We start from the raw sequence: 16,667 nt of genomic DNA on the forward strand, positions 1-16,667 counted from the left end.
TATAACATCATATCTCAATTATGTTAATATAATACCTGGTAATGGTATATATATATCTGTTGTAACAAGGAAAGTTGGGGAGTGTGTTAAATTGGGTATGAAAAGAAAAAGGCCGCTTATGCGGCTTTACGAGTAGTTTATGGTTTCATTGGGTTCAAATTGGAAGTGTAATCAGAAAGGACGTCCTTTGTTCGTTGGAGTGGCAGACAAGATTTCCGTTGTGCTTTTCTATGATATTTCGGCTGGTAGAAAGTCCAATGCCGAATCCATCTTTTTTTGTGGAAAAGAACGGGTCAAATATTTTTCCTATATTTTCTTCAGGGATGGTTGGTCCGTTATTTTCAAAAGAAAAAATGTAGTGGTTACGACTTTTTTTTACATGAAGATGTATTTTTCTTTTTTCTTGATCTGAAAAGGTTACCGCATCAATTCCATTGCTGAAGAGATTTAAAAAAACTTGTTTCATATTTTCTTTTTGGCAATACAGCTTTTCGTCTTCTTCCAGATCTATTTTTATGGTAAAAATAATTTTCTCATCCAGGCAGCGAGGTTCTACAAAGCGGCTGACCTCTGTTACAAGTTGGCGAATGGAATGATAATTCCATCTTTCTTCCAACAACTTCTTTTTGGAAAAACTCAGAAATTGATTGATTTGGCGGTAAAGATATGAGTATTCTTCAAGAATGACTTGAATATAACGTTGGACTGCAGTGTTTTCTTTTGTCTCTTTGCGAATCAGTTTTAGAAATCCCTCCATGGCAAAGAGGGGATTACGCAGCTCATGGGCCATGCTTGCTGCCATTTTTCCTAAAACTGAATATTGTTCTACATGAAGTTCTTTGACTCTCGCTTTATATAATGACAGAAGATTCGCTTCCTCTCTTGAGTATTCCTCTATGGAAAGATGAAATAACTGATCCAACAAGCCTTTAAGGGGTTTTTTATAGCATTGGTCTGTACCCATGAGCAGGTGTTGGTTCATCAGCTTCATGTGCGTGAAGAACATGATGAGTGGGAGATGATTTTTTAAATAAAACCTGGCTGTTTGGTTTGCCCAACTTCTCATATAAGTTGAAGATTCAGTTTCATCAGGTTCTTCCATACGACTAAGGACCATCAAAAGAATGGAGATGATCTCTTTTGTTTGATTTTTCAACTCATCCTCAAGTGAATTTGCTACGGGATATTGATTTTGCAAATCTTCAAACCAGCTGTTAATCAATTCATCTTGCCCTGTGTTTAAGGCAACTGGTAAATCTTCCATACAAAAACCCTTCCTCTATAAATTTCCTTCTCTTCTATTCTCTTCAACACAGGACATTCCTGCTTGTATATTCAAAAAAAAATAAAAAATAATTATTAAAGTTAGTTTTATGTAAAAGTTATCTGAGAGCGATTGAGAATTAATTTGACGAATTTGAATAAAATTGGTATTCTATGGTGTACATGATTTGATGGAGTGATTGGTATGGGACAAAAAGGGGAAAAAATAATCTCCCAGAATAAAAAGGCAAGGCATGATTATCATATTGAGGAGACTTATGAAGCAGGTATTGTTCTAACCGGCACCGAAATAAAGTCTGTTCGACAGGGGAAAGTGAATTTAAAGGACAGCTTTGCCAGAATTGCCAATGGTGAGGTATGGCTTCACAACATGCATATCAGTCCGTATGAACAGGGAAACCGGTTTAATGTTGATCCTACCCGGACAAGAAAGCTTCTGCTCCATCGCCGGGAGATTGCAAAGCTGATCGGAGCGACTAAAGAAAAGGGTTATTCCCTTGTCCCTTTAAGGATATATTTAAGAAATGGTTTTGCCAAGGTGGAAATTGCACTGGCCAAAGGAAAGAAACTATATGATAAGCGGGCCGATTTGAAGAAGAAAGATGCCAATCGGGAAATCGCACGGGCATTAAGGGAGAAACAAAGAGTTTAAGCTTTGGATATAGATGTCCTTCAGTAATGGAAGGGATGATTTGCGAAACCTTTTCCTTCGTAATACGTATTTTATAATGGTAGGGGCTAGGAAGCAGTTCCCTGTAGAGCAATTGATTGATTTATGTTATGCTGTATTTTGCACCATTATTTTGGGGGCGTTTTTGGATTCGACGGGGGTAGTTTGAGCATAAGTAGCGAGCCGAGGGGCTGCGAACTCGTTAAAAACGCGGACGCCAAATTTAAACGGCAAATCTAACAATTACGCTCTAGCTGCCTAATCGCAGCTAGCATCCGCCGCACTATCGCCCATGTAGTGTGAACGGGTGTCAACTTTAGTGGGATACGCCGGAGGCTTCCGCCTGGAGCCGAAGGAAGAGATCAATCAGGCTGACCTATGGAAAAGCCGGTTACGGGGCGTTTCAATAGGTGACATCAAAACTGTAACTGCGCTCGGAGAAGCTTGTGTGGCGATACCTTCGGACAGCGGTTCGACTCCGCTCGCCTCCACCATAATCATAAAAGGACGAACTGCATGAGGTTCGTCCTTTTTTTCTTATATTTAAGAAATGCCTAATTTGTCTTGTTTATTCGTTTACTTCAGGTAATATTTCTGATCAACAAGAAAGAGTTTTTGCAGACCTTTCTTGAAAATTCGTATTAGGATAGTAATCGTTTTTAACAAGAATATTTGGTCCCAGACATTTTACGCTGGGACAATGACAAATTAATTGTTTTGCAAGAGATGAACGCTTCCACTTTTCGTACAGATCAACCAGAGAATCTCTTTGAATGTTTCCAAGTGGGGGAGGATCACCGAAATCGGTTATAATCACATCACCTGAAAATATATTCACATTTAATCTAGAACGACCATCCGGATCATTCCTGACGGTTACATTAGGGCTTTCATACAATCTTTTTAGTAGCTGATGGTCCTCCTGTAAATCACTACAAGCATAAAAAGGCAACGTTCCAAATAACATCCATGTGTTTGGATTTCGTATGTCAAGCAAGTGGTGTATGGCTTCCCTTAGCTCAGATAAAGAAAGTGGGGCAAGAGAAGCAGCGAAATCACTAGAATACATCGGATGAATCTCATGCCGTTGACATTTCATATCATAAACCACTTCACGGTGAATTTTTTCTAAGTGAGGTATAGTAACTTGATTAAGCATGGTTTCTGCAGAAACAAATACTCCCCTTTCTGCGAGAGCACGACTATTTTCAAACATACGATCGTAATATTTTTTTATTTGTTCAAGCGTAGGTTTAGTCTCCATATAAAAAAATCCCACATCTGCAAACTCTGCTAAAGTACCCCAGTTATGGGAAATATGTAATACATCTATAAAAGGCAGGATCTCCTCATATTTTTCTAGGTCAAGGGTAAGATTGGAGTTAAGTTGTGTCCGAACTCCTCGTTCATGGGCATACTTTAATATTGGAAGTACATAGTTTTCAATTCCCTTTGCAGATAACATCGGTTCTCCACCTGTGATACTGAGTGCTCTTAGATTGGGGATCTCATCCAATCTTTTAAGGATGAGTTCAATAGGTAAAGCCTTCGGATCTTTTGATGTCAATATATTGCCTACAGCACAATGTTTACAACGCATATTACATATATTCGTTGTCGTAAATTCTATATTAGAAAGGACTAATTCTCCCCATTCAATTACATCCGTATAGGCTTCCCAAGGATCATTCATAGTAGTAATCGGTTGTTTTAATGATATATTCATGATGATTCATTCCCTCTTTCATAAATAAATATAGTAATAGTATTAGGCAAACAGCACTTTATTTCAATATATTTTAGCATGCAACGGTTCGCCTCCACCAATATGAATGAATAGGGTTTATAGCTATTGTGTTTATTACCCCCCATTGACGTATGGTTTGAAGTACTATATACTCTTCCGTAGTGACCGACCGGTCAGTTTTAACAGTATATATGATGAACTTAAAAGGAGAGGAACAGGGATGAATAAAAGAATGGTATCCCTTTTTATTGGGGCATTATTTATTTTGATTTTAACGGGATGTTCAGCATTGAGGGAGCAATCAACCAATGCTGAACCTTCGGAACAGGTTTACCCGGTTGAAATCGCTCCAGTAGAAAAAGGAAAAGTGAATGATGAATTGATTATTGCCGGTGATATTACGGCAATTAAAGAAGTGACCGTTGTATCGAAACTGACTGGAAAAATTGAGCGCATCTATGTGAAAAAAGGGGATTGGGTTGAAAAGGGGCAGCGTTTAGCCCAATTGGATCAATCCGATATTTTGAATAATGTAAAGCAGGCGGAAGCAGCATTGCAATCGGCCCAAGCCAACTTGGCCAATGCAAAAGCTAGTCGGGAGAGCGGCATCATACAGGCCCAACAAAATCTAAAGAATGCTCAACTGGCGTATGAAAATGCAAAGATTAATTACGAACGAATGAGGGTGCTGTATGACCAAGGGGCCATTTCAAAACAGCAGTTTGAGCAAGCCGAAACCGGATTAAAACAGGCCGAAGCCAGCCTTAACATGGCACAGGAAAGCTTAAACAGCGCCAATCGGACAGAAAACATAAAAACATTGGAAGCGGCAGTGAAACAGGCGGAAGTGGGATTACAGATTGCCCGGGATCAATTGGCCAATACGGTGATTGAGGCACCCATTACCGGCCAAGTGGTGATGATTGGTTCAGATGAAGGAGAATTTACGTCCCCACAAGCTCCCTTTATGACTATGATGCAGACAAAACCGTTAATCGTTAAAGCGAACATTTCAGAAGATCAATTGATCTATGTGAAAGAAGGACAACAGCTGGAGATTCAGGTAAAATCTGTGGGTAAAACACTCTCTGGAACGGTCAGGTTTGTAAGTCCGGTTACTAGTTCCCAATCACGCTCCTATCCGATTGAAATTGAGGTTCAGGAAGCACCAGAGGTTGTTAAACCCGGAATGATTGCAGAAATCTTATTGAACAAACTGAGTGAAAGTAAGGAGCAAATCCTTGTTCCCATTGATGCCGTCATCATGTCTGAGGGGAAATCATACGTTTTTGTCGTCAATAATGATCGGGCTGAAAAGAGAGAAGTGACGACTGGCAAAGAAAATGGCCAATTTGTTGTCATCGAGGGTGGTTTAACCGAGGGTGAACAAATTGTCATTAAAGGGCAGTATACACTGAAAGATGGTTATGCCGTTCGTGTGACGGGAGGAAAATAATATGAGTCTCATCAATACATCAGTCAAACGTCCAGTGGGAGTCATTATCATCGTCATTGCGGTAATGCTGTTGGGAGTCGTCTCACTTAGGGGATTAGCCGTAGATCTGCTGCCCAAATTGGAGCTTCCCGTTGCCGTTGTCATGACCTCTTATAACGGGGCAGGGCCTGAAGAAGTGGAAAAGCTGGTGACCAAACCTTTGGAGCGGTCACTCAGTACCATTGAAGGTTTGGATACGATTCAATCCATATCAGCACCCAACCAATCCGTCATTGTTCTTATGTTTAATTTCGGGATCGATATAGATTCTACACTTTTGGATATGCGGGATAAGGTTGATGCGGTCAGAAGCTTTATGCCTGATGATGCAGAAGATCCAGCCATGCTTAAGTTTGATCCCAATTCATTTCCGATTATGCAGTTAAGCTTATCGGGGGATGTGGATCAAGTTCGGCTGACACAGGTGGCTGAAGAAATGATTCAACCCCGTATCGAGCGAATTCCAGGGGTGGCCCAAGTGAATATTACCGGCAGTAAAACCCGGGAGATTAGGGTGGAGGTAGATCCTACCAAATTAAATGGCTACGGTCTTGCCATCGGGCAGATTGTGCAAATGATTTCCGGAGAAAATATGAGTGTTTCTGCAGGAAGTCTTACCCGAGGATCACAAGATATGTTATTGCGGGTTACCGGCGAATTTCAAAATGCCGATGAAATCAGCAATATTAATCTTCCATTATCGACAGGGCAAACGATAAAGCTATCTGAAATTGCAGATGTGAAAGATACCTTCAAAGAACAGAGGACTTATACGTTGGTAAATGGAGAGCCCGCTCTCGGCCTGGATATTTTTAAACAAACTGATGGGAATACAGTGAAGGTTGCTTCATTGGTTCAAAAGGAAATGGAGAACCTGAAAAGCGATTTGCCAGCTGGCATACAGCTGAATACGGTGATGGATACATCCTTTTTCATTAAACAATCCATCAATCGGGTTGTAACGAACATGCTTCTCGGTTCTATTTTTTCCATCCTGGTGCTTTATTTGTTCCTACGTAATATACGAAGTACGATCGTTATAGGAGTCTCCATTCCGATTGCCTTGATTTCCACCTTCACCATGATCTATTTCACTGGAGAAACGATTAATATTCTCTCCATGGGTGGTTTGGCCCTTGGAATTGGCATGATGGTGGACAGCTCTATTGTGGTATTGGAGAATATATACAGATATCGGGAGCAAGGTTATGGTTTGATTGAAGCGGCCAAAATGGGAGCCACTGAAGTTCAGGGTGCAGTGATTGCATCTGTATTAACAAACGTGATGGTGTTTGCCCCCATCGTATTTACCCAAGGGATCGCATCAGAGATTTTTCGTCCATTAGCCTTAACCGTCACCTTTTCACTATTGGCATCATTGGCTGTGTCAATCACCCTGATTCCTATGCTTTCAAGCCGATTATTGGTTGGGGTGAAGCGGGAAAAACAAAAGGGTTTCCAACGAATCAGCGAAGCTTTTGGCCGGGGATTAAGTCACTTAATCATGTATTATGAAAGACTTTTAAAATGGGCGATCATCCATAAGAAGACGGTTGTATTCGGTTTTCTGGCATTACTCGTTGCCAGTTTTGCATTAGTCCCATTGGTGGACATGGAATTTATCCCAGCATTTGATCAGGGAGAATTAATGATTTCCGTTACAATGCCAGTGGGGTATCAGTTGGAGAAAACGAAAGAAGTTATCAGTGACTTGGAAGGGTTTCTGTTAAAAATACCTGGTGTGGATTATATTTTTTCCACGGTTGGTGGAAGCGGGATGGCCAATGATCCTACAAGAAACAGTCCCAACATTGGAAACATCTATGTTCGCTTGGTGCCTTCCGGTGAAAGGGACATTACCACTTCCCAGGTGATTGAACGTATCAATGAATACGGGTTGAAAATTCCTGATGCCGATATCAATGCATCATCCTTACAAAGCAGTAATATGAGCGGTTCACCGATTTCCATTGATATTACGGGAGAAGATTTAAGAATTCTAAAATCCTTGTCCGAACAAGTGGAAACGATCGTTTCTTCTGTTCCTGGAACCACCAACGTGAGCAGCTCTTTGGGTGAGGCAAGGCCTGAATTACAGGTTGTGATTAATCGTGATATTATCACGAAATATGGATTAACATTTAATTCTGTGATGCAAACGGTCCGTACCGGATTTAACGGCCAGGTAGCGACCAGAATGAAGGTGGATGGTGAAGAAATTGATGTCAATGTTATTCTCCCAGAAGAAAATCGAAGGGATATAAACAGTATTAAAAATTTGACGATCATGACCCCAATGGGCATAAATATCCCACTGTCTGCCGTTGCCGATTTTGAGGTTGTGGATGGTCCGAGTACCATTAACAGGCAAAATCAAGAGAGAGGGGTTAGTGTAACAGGGGATATCATCAATCGTAATCTGTCCAGTGTGACAAAGGATATCCGTAAAGAATTGGATCAAATGATGCTCCCTGAAGGATACGGGATAACCATCGGCGGTCAAAACCAGGAGATGATGGAGTCCTTTAGTGATCTGTCCCTTGCACTGCTTTTGGCAATCTTTCTGGTCTATGCGGTTATGGCCGTGCAATTTGAGTCCGCGTTATATCCCTTTATAATCATGTTCAGTATGCCAGCCACATTTATAGGAGTGGTTCTGGGTTTGGTACTTACTGGGCGTCCCCTTAGCGTACCAGCGTTTATTGGAATCATTATGCTGGCGGGAATTGTGGTGAACAATGCCATTGTCTTGGTAGATTACGTAAACACCCTGAGAGGTCGAGGTTTATCTATGGAATCGGCAATTCTTCAGGCAGGACCCCAACGGCTTCGTCCCATTCTCATGACAACCCTTACCACGATTCTTGGAATGATGCCACTGGCAATTGGTATTGGTGAAGGATCTGAAGTTCAAGCACCACTTGCTACCGTGATTGTATTTGGGTTATCATTTTCCACACTGGTCACGTTGGTGCTTGTTCCGGTCATGTATATCTATCTTGATCGGTTCGGCCATTGGCTAAAAAACATTTTTATTAAAAATAATCGGGATGATGATATTCAAGATAAACATGTTCAACATTTAGAGGGGGGAGGATTCCGTTGATGAAGTGGGAAAAAAAATTGGATTTGGGGAAAAGGGAATCCATCCTGTACAGTGCCTTTAACATCTTTAGTGAAAAAGGGTTTCACATGACAAAAATTGAAGAGATCGCCCAGCACGCTGGTGTGGGGAAAGGCACAGTCTATGAGTACTTTTCAAGTAAGGAAGAACTGTTAAGGGAAATGTTAAAGGAGAGCATCCTTTTCTATGTGAATCATGTAAAAAATCAGATGGAAGCAGAAACTTCTTCCGACTTAAAGATTCGTGCCTTTCTCCAATCCCATTTGCAGCTGATTGAAAAAAATAAAAACATGGAACAAATTTTTACAAGGGATTTTGGATTTGTTAACGAAGAATTGCGCAAATGGTTGCGGGAACAAAAAAAGGAATTTCTAAGGTATATAGAAACGGTGATTGAAAATGGAATAAAAAATGGGGTTTTCCGCCCTATTGACAAGCATATTGGGGCAAGGATGGTGATGTGTGCAGCTGGCGCCATTTATGCAGTGGGCGAGCCTATCCCGAAGGAGAAAATCGATGAAATCATGGAGATCCTTCAGCAGGGATTCTTTAAGTAAAAGAAAAATATCCACATAGACGGAACTAAAGAATTTACACGTCGGCTAGTCGAGTTCGTCATAGAAGTGATATAAGTCCGCTTAGAGGCAAATGAACGGGGCTCTCAAAAACATCTGGGCATTTTGATGATGGAGTCAGTTTGAGAGCTAAAACCGTTCTTTAGCTCCTTCCCTTTGTACGAACTCGAAGGCTGTCCTTAGTAAATTCTTCAGTTCCGACCATATGAATAATTTTTTTTAGGATGTGTGAATGGTGGCTATATTAAAAAATGACTGGAAACCATTATTGGAAGAGGAATTTAAGCAACCTTACTACTTGAACCTGAGGCAGTTTCTTATTGAAGAATATCGGACAAAGACCATTTATCCCGACATGCATGACATATTTAATGCTCTTCATTTTACTTCATATGAGGGGACAAAAGTGGTGATTATCGGTCAAGATCCTTATCATGGACCTGGGCAAGCCCATGGTTTAAGCTTTTCGGTAAAGCCTGGGATTCAGCCTCCCCCTTCGCTACAAAATATTTTTATGGAATTACATGATGATTTAGGATGTGATATTCCTAATCATGGATATTTGGTCAAGTGGGCCCAACAAGGAGTATTAATGCTAAATGCCGTCTTGACGGTTAGGGCAGGATCACCTAATTCCCATAAAGGAAAAGGATGGGAAACATTCACCAATAAGGTGATTGAAACGTTAAATAAAAGAAAAACTCCGGCGGCATTTATCCTATGGGGAAAGAATGCTCAAGAAAAGATGAAGTTGATTACATCCCCTCATCACTATATCATTCAATCCCCACATCCCAGCCCTTTTTCGGCTCATCGGGGCTTTTTTGGAAGTCGCCCTTTTTCAAGAGTTAATCAATTCCTAAAAAAAATTGGAGAACAAGAAATTGACTGGCAAATATAATATGATATAATCTCCAACATAATAATAATTATTTATTGATGATTAAAAGGAGGTTGATGTGATGAGCCCGTTAAAAGGCTTTTTATCCATTGCTGCAGCCAGTATCTTATTAACGGTGATTTTGGGTGTCATTGCTTTGAATTATCAAAAAGACGGTGAGGAAAAAGCGGTAGAAAAGCCAACTGTAGAAGGAAGTATAACCACGGTATCGATTCCAAGTTACCTCCAGACATGCACCAGCTGTCATGGCAGTGATTTATCAGGTGGGATCGGTCCCAATCTTAAAACAACAACATTAAGTAAAGAGGAAATTGTTGAAGTTTTAAAGAATGGAAGAGGAGCTATGCCGGGTGGTTTAGCTGCCGGAAATGAAGAAAAAGCAGCTGAATTTATCCTTTCCATAAAAGAATAGCACTTTTTGACCCATTAGCCCCTTTTGGGCTTTTTTATTTTGACATTATTTGTTCAAGATCCATTTATTTAGTGAACCGAAAGGAATATTCCTGTAAAATGAAAGGAAGTGAACTAGATGATTTTTGAGAAAGGGGATTTATATGACTGTCAATTCATGGGAAGCAAAATTGAAAGAGTTTAAAGAATATGTAAAGAGAATCACTCATTATAATGAAGCGATTGGATTAATGTATTGGGATCTGAGAACAGGTGCCCCGAAAAAGGGAATGGCCCAGCGTTCAGAGGTCATTGGCACTTTGTCTGGAGAAGTTTTTAAGATGACCACCTCTGAACAAATGGAAGAATATATCCAATATCTCTCCCAACCGGAGGTGGAAGAGAAACTGGATGATATCAGCAGAACCATGATAAAAGAATGCAGGAAGGAATATGAAAGAAGCAAGAAGATCCCTCAGGAGAAATATCAGGAATATATCATTTTAACCTCCAATTCGGAAAATGCCTGGGAAGAGGCGAAGGAACAATCCAATTTTGATCTGTTCCGTCCTTACTTGGAAAAAGTGATTGCCTTTAATCAGGAATTCTCGGAAATATGGGGATACGAAGGAAACCGGTACAATGCTCTATTGGAATACTATGAGCCGGGAATGACTGTGGAAAAGTTGGATGTGATCTTTAGCCAATTAAAGGATAACATTGTTCCTTTGTTGAAAGAAATCATGGATTCGCCAAACAGGCCGGAAACCGGTTTTTTACAACAACCTTTTGACATTGAAAAACAAAAGAAGATGATCAGACTGGTGCTTGAAAGTATAGGATTTGATTTTTCCGGAGGAAGAATAGATCAAAGTGTTCACCCTTTTTGTACCAGCTTAAATTACGGAGATGTGCGGGTCACCACCAAGTTTTATGAAAATGATTTAACCATGGGTTTATTTTCCTCCATCCATGAAGGAGGTCATGCTTTATATGAACAAAGTATTTCCCGTGATCTGGTTGGGACGTTATTGGGAACGGGAACCTCCATGGGGATTCATGAATCCCAATCCCGATTTTGGGAGAATGTAGTTGGACGAAGTCTGCCATTTTGGAAATTCTTTTATCCCAATTTAGTCCAGTTATTCCCGACTCCGTTTAATGAAGTTAATGTAGAGGAATTTTATCGAGCTATCAATGAAGTGAAGCCTTCCATGATCCGAATTGAAGCCGATGAGCTGACGTATAACCTGCATATCATCATGAGGTATGAACTGGAAAAGGCTCTGCTAAATAATGAAATTCAAGTAAAGGATTTGCCTGTCTTGTGGAACGATAAAATGAGAGAATACCTTGGAATTGTCCCTGAAAATGACAGTGAAGGGGTCCTTCAGGATGTTCATTGGTCTGCAGGGCTGATCGGGTATTTTCCATCCTATACGTTAGGCAACATTTACGCTGCCCAGTTTCTCCAAACCATGAAAAAGGAATTGGAAAACTATGAGGACCTCATTGCTTCTGGGCAATTCAATCCATTGAAAATTTGGCTTACACAAAACATATACCGCCATGGAAAGATGCTCACCCCTTCGGAAATTCTTCTCCAAGCGACTGGTGAAGAGGCCGATGCATCTTGTTTTATAAACTATTTAAATGAAAAATTTCGTGGGATTTATCAAATATAGTATGTAAACCTTTTTATGAGTTTGATTAGGGAAGAGGAAAAAACATGTTGAAATCACCTTATGTATTGCTTGTACTTGCTACGCTGTTTTGGGGAGGCAATTTTACCGTGGGCAAGTATCTCGTTTCTTATTTTCCACCGGTAACCATGTCGGTGATTCGTTGGACGATTGCTTTTCTGGTGATGCTTCCTTTTGCCTGGAAGGAATTTTGGATTCACAGGAAAATATTCCTGGAACAGTGGAAGATCACCTTGGCCCTAGCGGCGACGGGAATAGCCGCATTTAATGCTCTGGCCTATGCTTCTATGCAGTATACAACAGCCATTAATGCTTCCTTGATGAACTCAATGACTCCGATTTTTGTCATTATTTTATCACTTTTGTTTCTCAGGGAAAGACTTTCTCTCTATCAACTAATGGGAGTTATTCTTTCGATGGTTGGAGTCCTGTGGATTATCACCAAGGGAAATTTCTATTATCTGATGACTTTGCAGTTTAATAGAGGCGATTTGTTCATGTTGGCCGCTATTTTTTCATGGTCCATCTATTCTGTTCTTACAAAGAAGTGGGGTAAGATGTTTCCGCTAAAGGGGACATTTCTGATTACCATGTTTTTGGGGATAGGGTTTCTCCTTCCTTTCCTCTGGGGGGAATGGGACAAAATTCCGAGGGAAGGGATATCTCTCAGCCAGATTTTTTCACTGGCATATATCAGCATTTTTCCTTCTATTCTCTCGTTTATTTGCTGGAATAAAGCCGTGATGATGGCGGGCCCGTCGAAAGCCTCTATTTTTTTGAATTTAATTGTTGTCTTTGCCTCTGTTTTTAGTATCATTTTTTTGGAAGAAAGAATTGGTTCCCCGCAAATCATTGGCGGAACTCTGGTGATTACCGGAGTTTATTTGTCCCAGCGAAGAGGCAAGAGGACATTAGCAACAGAAGCAAATTCATTTTCTGATAGCAAAGAAAAGAAAATAACGATGGGATAATCCTGGCGATAAGCCCTGTTTTTCTAAAAGTTGGTTTTTTGAACCAACTTTTTATTTTTTTATACACAAATAATTATTATTAGCTTATAATAATTTTAATAATATAAAATGATGGGATTTGGTTTGTATGCTTGACACAGCAGGGGATGTAAAATAGAATCGATTTAGAATCATTATCACCATAAAAACAGTATAAACAATATTATACCATGACCACAAAGTTTTTAGAGAAAGATGGGTACGCATGAAGGAAAAAGTATAAAGGAAGCGGGGTTTGAATGTCTGATGATTCAATGGCAACATGTAAAGCGTCTGATCCCATTGATCGGGGTGATGATGTTGACGCTGACAGGCTGTGGAAAGCCTTACTTATCTGCTTTGGACCCAAAAGGTCCAGTTGCAGAAATGCAATTGTCTCTAATAAAGCTTAGTTTGTACATTATGATCGGTGTGGTTCTCGTTGTAGCCATTATTTTTACTTATGTGCTGATTCGCTATCGAAAAAGACCAAATCAGGATGGAATTCCTGAACAGGTGGAAGGAAGCGCAAAGCTGGAGATTTTATGGACGGTCATTCCAATCATTCTCCTAATTATTCTTGCCGTACCCATGGTTAGTCAAACGTTTACTCTTGCTAAAGACTACTCCGGGGAAAGTGACACGGTGCGGGTAAAGGTTATTGCTCATCAATTCTGGTGGGAGTTTGAATATCCGGATTTGGGAATAAAAACTGCCCAGGAATTGTATATTCCAACGGGGAAAAAGATTCAGTTTGAAATTACCTCCGCTGATGTCATTCATGCATTTTGGGTGCCTGCCCTGGGAGGAAAAATTGATGCCAATCCAGGAATGGTAAACAAAATGTGGCTTGAAGCAGATGAACCTGGAGTATATCAGGGAAGATGTGCTGAACTGTGTGGGGCATCCCATGCCTTGATGGATTTTAGTGTAATCGCCGTTTCATCAGGTGAATTTGAGGACTGGGTAAAGGAAATGAAGACGCCGCCTACTGAAACCGTAGATGCGGATTTGGCCAAGCAGGGAGAAGAATTTTTTAATCAAAGCTGTATTACCTGCCATGCTGTAAACGGTACTGGCGGAAATTTTGGCCCTGATTTGTCTACATTTGGCGACCGACAAAAAATTGCGGGTATTCTGGAGTTTAACGAGGAGAATCTTGAGCGGTGGTTAAAGGATCCGCAAGGAGTAAAACCGGGAAATAAAATGCCTAACCTTAACTTAAACGACGAACAAATATCGGGTTTGGTCGAATATTTAGTGAATCTAAAGCGATAATTCCTTGCAACAGCATGTGTTTTGAAGAAGGAGGGTAAAATGTGTCTCATTCATTATCCATAAATAAGAGAACAGGTATATGGGATTGGTTAACCACCGTTGACCATAAAAAAATAGGAATCATGTATCTTGCAGCAGCGGGTTTGTTCTTTGTCATTGGTGGAATTGAGGCTTTTCTCATGCGCCTACAGTTAATGTATCCAAACAATGACTTGTTCGTAGGTTCGACCTTCAACCAATTGATGACCATGCATGGAACGACCATGATTTTCTTTGTGGCCATGCCGGCCATTTTTGGATTTATGAATGCTGTTGTTCCACTGCAAATTGGTGCGAGGGATGTAGCCTTTCCCTTTCTTAATTCATTGGGATTTTGGTTATTCTTTTTAGGCGGAATCCTGCTAAATGTAAGTTGGTTTGCCGGCGGTGCACCTGAAGGAGGATGGACGGCTTATGCCCCCCTTTCCTCGTCCAGTCTTTATACAGGAACGGGACTTGACTATTATGTACTCGGGTTGCAAATTTCCGGGGCCGGGTCGTTAATGGGTGGAATTAACTTCCTGGTTACCATTATCAATATGCGTGCCCCAGGCATGACTTTTATGCGTATGCCGTTGTTTACATGGACTTCCTTTGTGATTTCAGCACTGATTTTATTTGCGTTTCCTCCGTTAACCGTAGGATTGTTCTTAATGTTTTTTGATCGTTTATTTGATGCCAATTTCTTCGATCCAACTGGTGGTGGAAATGTTGTCATTTGGGAGCATTTGTTCTGGATCTTTGGTCACCCGGAAGTGTATATTTTGGTTCTGCCTGCCTTTGGAATCTTTTCTGAAGTCATACCAACATTTTCTAAAAAGAGATTATTTGGGTATCATTCTATGGTATTTGCAACCGTACTCATCGGCTTCTTAGGATTCATGGTTTGGGTTCACCATATGTTTACCGTAGGGTTGGGACCCCTTGCCAACTCTATCTTTGCTGTAGCCACCATGGCGATTGCTGTGCCTACAGGGATTAAAATCTTTAACTGGTTGTTTACTTTATGGGGTGGACAGATTCGTTTCACAACTGCAAATATTTTTGCCCTTGGTTTTATTCCTTCCTTCGTTATGGGAGGGGTAACCGGGGTAATGCTTGCCATGGCACCGGCAGATTTCCAATTCCAGGACAGTTATTTTGTGGTTGCCCATTTTCACTATGTGATTCTTGGCGGAACGGTGTTTGGTCTGTTTGCCGGACTTTATTATTGGTGGCCGAAAATTTTTGGTCGTATGCTAAACGAAACCCTTGGTAAATGGCATTTCTGGCTGTTTTTTATTGGTTTTCATATCACATTCTTCCCCCAGCATTTGCTTGGAGTGTGGGGAATGCCGCGCCGCGTGTTTACCTACCTGCCTAATCAAGGACTAGATACTGGAAATTTCATTAGTACCGTTGGAGCATTTTTTATGGGTGCTGCGGTGATAGTTTTCTTATTTAATGTCATTTGGACAACAAAACGCGGAGAACGGGCGGTGAATGATCCGTGGGATGGACGTTCATTGGAATGGTCGATTTCTTCACCAGCACCGGAGTATAATTTTGCACAAATTCCACAAATTAGGGGATTGGATGCCTACTGGGTAGAAAAGATGGCAGGAAATAAAGAGATGAAACCGTCTGAGCCCCTAGGAGAGATTCACATGCCTTCTCCATCCATTCTGCCTTTGATCATGTCTTTGGGGTTGTTTATCTCAAGTTTTGGCTTTATTTATCACAACTATTATATTGCAGGAGCTGGTCTTCTCATCACTTTTGCATGTATGTTTATTCGCTCCATAAAAGATGATCATGGATATCATATCAAGCCCGATGAAATGTCGGAGAGAGATAGGGGGATAACAGCATGATCGGAATCGGAGAACATGTAAAATCCACTTTGCCTCCTGAACCGGAAAAAGCAACGTTGGAAGGTAAAAATAAATTTCTGGCATTTTGGTTCTTTTTAGGCGGGGAAACTGTGCTTTTTGGTTCATTGTTTGCTGTTTTTCTCGCTTTGCGTAGTCAAACCCTTTCCGGACCGGGAGCCGAGGATCTGTTTAGACTACCAGTTGTTTTCCTGGCCACGATTATTCTTTTGACAAGCAGCATGACAAGCGTTCTTGCAATTATGGCCATGCATAGAAACGATCTTCGTATGATGCAGATATGGTTTTTGGTTACGGTTGTTTTGGGATTGGCTTTCTTAGGTTTAGAAGTTTATGAGTTTGCTGAATATCTGAATGAAGGTTTGGGATATACAACCAGTGCCTTTGCGTCAGCATTTTATACTCTGGTAGGCTTTCATGGTGCACACGTACTTTTTGGAGTACTTTGGATATCAACCCTTCTTCTAAAATCCAAACAAAAGGGGATTAATGTGGTTACTGCACCCAAATATTTTGTGGCAAGTCTTTATTGGCATTTTGTAGACGTGGTTTGGGTATTTATCTTTACGGTGGTGTATCTGATGGGAAAGGTGGGTTAAAC

13 protein-coding genes and 1 other RNA gene are annotated in these 16,667 nt (G+C 40.7%); 12 read left to right on the forward strand and 2 right to left on the reverse strand.

The annotated features are described in order from the left end of the window. Window positions 1-154: 154 nt before the first annotated feature. Entirely contained in the window at window positions 155-1,264 is a 1,110-nt protein-coding gene (locus tag L1765_RS06450; protein WP_236405832.1) for a sensor histidine kinase, read from the reverse strand. Between the two features lie 204 nt (window positions 1,265-1,468). On the opposite strand from L1765_RS06450, the gene smpB reads away from it, so the two are divergent. Continuing rightward, window positions 1,469-1,936 carry an SsrA-binding protein SmpB gene (smpB, locus tag L1765_RS06455; protein WP_236405833.1) on the forward strand — a complete coding sequence of 156 codons (468 nt, stop codon included), beginning with the start codon at window positions 1,469-1,471 and terminating at the stop codon, window positions 1,934-1,936. 153 nt (window positions 1,937-2,089) lie between these two features. Then, window positions 2,090-2,448: a transfer-messenger RNA gene (gene ssrA / locus L1765_RS06460) on the forward strand. A gap of 104 nt (window positions 2,449-2,552) precedes the next feature. On the opposite strand, the gene yfkAB is transcribed toward ssrA, so the two are convergent. Next, window positions 2,553-3,680 (reverse strand): radical SAM/CxCxxxxC motif protein YfkAB, encoded by a 1,128-nt coding sequence (gene yfkAB / locus L1765_RS06465; RefSeq protein ID WP_236405834.1) that lies wholly within the window; start codon window positions 3,678-3,680, stop codon window positions 2,553-2,555. A 241-nt stretch (window positions 3,681-3,921) separates the two neighbouring features. Between yfkAB and L1765_RS06470 the strand changes: the two genes are divergently transcribed. From L1765_RS06470 to L1765_RS06515, 10 genes are all read left to right on the forward strand, one after another. Then, on the forward strand, window positions 3,922-5,157 hold the full coding sequence (locus L1765_RS06470) for an efflux RND transporter periplasmic adaptor subunit (RefSeq protein WP_236405835.1): 1,236 nt from the start codon (window positions 3,922-3,924) through the stop codon (window positions 5,155-5,157). A gap of 1 nt (window position 5,158) precedes the next feature. Further along, entirely contained in the window at window positions 5,159-8,302 is a 3,144-nt protein-coding gene (locus tag L1765_RS06475) for an efflux RND transporter permease subunit (RefSeq protein WP_236405836.1), read from the forward strand. After that, window positions 8,302-8,877 (forward strand): TetR/AcrR family transcriptional regulator, encoded by a 576-nt coding sequence (locus L1765_RS06480; RefSeq protein ID WP_236405837.1) that lies wholly within the window; start codon window positions 8,302-8,304, stop codon window positions 8,875-8,877. Before L1765_RS06475 ends, L1765_RS06480 begins: the two co-directional genes overlap by 1 nt. 253 nt (window positions 8,878-9,130) lie before the next feature. Further along, complete coding sequence (locus tag L1765_RS06485) at window positions 9,131-9,796, forward strand: uracil-DNA glycosylase (protein WP_236405838.1); 666 nt, start codon at window positions 9,131-9,133, stop codon at window positions 9,794-9,796. A gap of 61 nt (window positions 9,797-9,857) precedes the next feature. After that, window positions 9,858-10,208 (forward strand): c-type cytochrome, encoded by a 351-nt coding sequence (locus tag L1765_RS06490; RefSeq protein WP_236405839.1) that lies wholly within the window; start codon window positions 9,858-9,860, stop codon window positions 10,206-10,208. Window positions 10,209-10,350: 142 nt separating this feature from the next. Then, a complete protein-coding gene (locus L1765_RS06495; protein ID WP_236405840.1) occupies window positions 10,351-11,871 on the forward strand; it encodes a carboxypeptidase M32 in 1,521 nt (506 codons plus the stop codon). A gap of 44 nt (window positions 11,872-11,915) precedes the next feature. After that, entirely contained in the window at window positions 11,916-12,860 is a 945-nt protein-coding gene (locus L1765_RS06500) for a DMT family transporter (protein ID WP_236405841.1), read from the forward strand. A gap of 285 nt (window positions 12,861-13,145) precedes the next feature. After that, on the forward strand, window positions 13,146-14,156 hold the full coding sequence (coxB, locus tag L1765_RS06505) for a cytochrome c oxidase subunit II (RefSeq protein WP_236405842.1): 1,011 nt from the start codon (window positions 13,146-13,148) through the stop codon (window positions 14,154-14,156). Window positions 14,157-14,197: 41 nt separating this feature from the next. Then, on the forward strand, window positions 14,198-16,048 hold the full coding sequence (ctaD, locus tag L1765_RS06510) for a cytochrome c oxidase subunit I (RefSeq protein ID WP_236405843.1): 1,851 nt from the start codon (window positions 14,198-14,200) through the stop codon (window positions 16,046-16,048). Next, on the forward strand, window positions 16,045-16,665 hold the full coding sequence (locus L1765_RS06515) for a cytochrome (ubi)quinol oxidase subunit III (RefSeq protein ID WP_236405844.1): 621 nt from the start codon (window positions 16,045-16,047) through the stop codon (window positions 16,663-16,665). The genes ctaD and L1765_RS06515 overlap by 4 nt, the downstream gene beginning before the upstream one ends. Window positions 16,666-16,667 lie beyond the last annotated feature (2 nt).

Origin of the sequence: Microaerobacter geothermalis, assembly GCF_021608135.1 — a bacterium.
Lineage (GTDB): Bacteria > Bacillota > Bacilli > DSM-22679 > DSM-22679 > Microaerobacter > Microaerobacter geothermalis.

Bases quoted from the DNA above. Each gene is read 5' to 3' on its own strand.
- L1765_RS06515 (WP_236405844.1), top strand. From the start codon at position 16,045: ATGATCGGAATCGGAGAACATGTAAAATCCACTTTGCCTCCTGAACCG.
- L1765_RS06475 (WP_236405836.1), top strand. From the start codon at position 5,159: ATGAGTCTCATCAATACATCAGTCAAACGTCCAGTGGGAGTCATTATC.
- L1765_RS06500 (WP_236405841.1), top strand. From the start codon at position 11,916: ATGTTGAAATCACCTTATGTATTGCTTGTACTTGCTACGCTGTTTTGG.
- yfkAB (WP_236405834.1), bottom strand. From the start codon at position 3,680: ATGAATATATCATTAAAACAACCGATTACTACTATGAATGATCCTTGG.
- L1765_RS06480 (WP_236405837.1), top strand. From the start codon at position 8,302: ATGAAGTGGGAAAAAAAATTGGATTTGGGGAAAAGGGAATCCATCCTG.
- coxB (WP_236405842.1), top strand. From the start codon at position 13,146: ATGATTCAATGGCAACATGTAAAGCGTCTGATCCCATTGATCGGGGTG.
- L1765_RS06490 (WP_236405839.1), top strand. From the start codon at position 9,858: ATGAGCCCGTTAAAAGGCTTTTTATCCATTGCTGCAGCCAGTATCTTA.
- L1765_RS06470 (WP_236405835.1), top strand. From the start codon at position 3,922: ATGAATAAAAGAATGGTATCCCTTTTTATTGGGGCATTATTTATTTTG.
- L1765_RS06495 (WP_236405840.1), top strand. From the start codon at position 10,351: ATGACTGTCAATTCATGGGAAGCAAAATTGAAAGAGTTTAAAGAATAT.
- L1765_RS06450 (WP_236405832.1), bottom strand. From the start codon at position 1,264: ATGGAAGATTTACCAGTTGCCTTAAACACAGGGCAAGATGAATTGATT.
- smpB (WP_236405833.1), top strand. From the start codon at position 1,469: ATGGGACAAAAAGGGGAAAAAATAATCTCCCAGAATAAAAAGGCAAGG.